The 1,715-nt window shown below is 71.1% G+C and carries 2 protein-coding genes; both read right to left on the bottom strand.

Annotation, left to right across the window (positions count from 1 at the left end):
• Positions 1-1,257, bottom strand: a 1,257-nt coding sequence (locus tag AB0J09_RS64065) for a HAMP domain-containing sensor histidine kinase (RefSeq protein ID WP_360714216.1), incomplete at its 3' end; no start/stop codon positions are given.
• Positions 1,258-1,324: 67 nt separating this feature from the next.
• The coding region (locus tag AB0J09_RS64060) for a DUF3459 domain-containing protein (RefSeq protein WP_360714214.1) at positions 1,325-1,715 on the bottom strand (391 nt) is incomplete at its 5' end.

The raw sequence follows: 1,715 nt of genomic DNA, 5'->3' as shown, positions 1-1,715 counted from the left end.
CCGCGCGATGGCCAGGCCCAGCCCCGTGCCGCCGGCGTCGCGGCTGCGCGCGGCGTCCAGGCGGGTGAAGCGCTCGAAGATGCGATCGCGGTCGTCCACGGCGATCTCCATGCCGTCGTTCTCGACCGCCAGGACCGCCGTGTCGTCCCCTTCCTTGGAGACCTGGACCCGGACCCGGTGCTCGGCGTGCCGCTGGGCGTTGTCCAGCAGGTTCGTCAGGACCCTGGCCAGCTGGAGCCGTACGCCCTCGACCACGACCCCCTCGTCCATGTCCACGTGCACGGGCACCTTGTCGCAGCGCACGGCGAGTTCCTGGAGCACCAGTTCGGCGAGGTCCACCCGCTCCTTGACCACGTCCACCCGGGAGCCGATCCTGGCCAGCAGCAGCAGGTCGGTGATGATCGCCTCCAGGCGGTCGGTGTCGCGCAGCGAGCTCTCCACCAGCGCCTCGATGTCGGTGTCCTCCGGGTAGAGCTGGGCGCTCTCGAGCTGGGCGCGCAGCCCGGCGATCGGGGTACGCAGCTCATGCGAGGCGTCGGAGGCGAACTGGCGCTGCTGCTGGGCGGAACGTTCCAGCCGGGCCAGCGTGCCGTTGACGGACTTGGCGAGCAGGGCCACCTCGTCCTGCCCCGGCGGCTGCGTGACCCGGCGGCTCAGGTCGCCCGCGTGCACGGCGTCCAGTTCGGCCCGCATGGTCGCCACCGGCCGCAACGCCCGCCCCGTGACCAGCCAGGTGGCCCACGACGCCAGCGCGATCAGGATCCCGACCTGGGTGAACACGACCACTTCCAGCGTGCGGCTGGTGAGCAGGTCGGGCGTGCTACGGCCCGCGTAGACGACGGGGGAGTCGGAGAACATGCTCACCCTGACGGCCGTGAGGTGGATGCACTGGGTCGGCAGGCAGTTCGTCATGTTGATCAGCCGGTTCTCGGCCGTGGGGCGGATGTCGCTGAGCGGCGGCAAATTCCTGGCCGCGTCGCTGCTGGCAAGGATCTGCCCGTCGGGTCCGACCACCTGGATCAGGGGGACCGACGGGTTGGGCACCGGGATGGCGGCCCCCATGGGCAGGGCACCGCCACGCATCTCGTACGCGATCCGCTCGGCCGTGTCCCTGGTATCGCGGAACACGCTGGACGACATCAGCGATCGGGTCACGATCACCCCGCCCACGGCCGCCGGGATCAGCACGAGGGCGGCCACGGCCGTCGCGATGAGGGTTACGCGTCCCCGCAGGGATCGGGCCCACCAGGGTGCCACCCTGGCAGGTTACCGAGCGTGATTACCGGCATATGCCGCGTTAATGGAAAGATTCCACCAACCCGTGTCAGCGCTGGACCCAAATCGTGGTGTCCGGCGGGATGGTTCCGTCGTCGGGCAGCGGGCCGCTGGACAGCAGAATCTCGCCGCCCAGGTCGAGGCGCACCGGCTCCTCGCCCGTGTTGAGCACCACGACCAGCCCCGGATCACGCTCGATGGCCAGCACGTCCTTGGGGGAGTCGAGCCAGGTCAGCGTGCCTCCGCCGAGCGCCGGGTGCTCCTTGCGGAGTCTGAGCGCGGCCCGGTAGAGGTTCAGGGTGGAGCCGGGGTCGTCCTCCTGGGCCTCGGCCGACAGCGGCCCCCAGGAGCCGGGGATCGGCAGCCACGGGTTGCGCCAGCCGAAGTCGCCGGAGGCCGTCCACGGGATCGGCACCCGGCAGCCGTCGCGGCTCTCGCCG

The sequence above is a fragment of the Nonomuraea sp. NPDC049784 genome (assembly GCF_040659615.1).
GTDB lineage: Bacteria > Actinomycetota > Actinomycetes > Streptosporangiales > Streptosporangiaceae > Nonomuraea.
The sequence above is the reverse complement of the archived record's forward strand: the minus strand, read 5'-3'. Positions and strand labels throughout refer to the sequence as shown.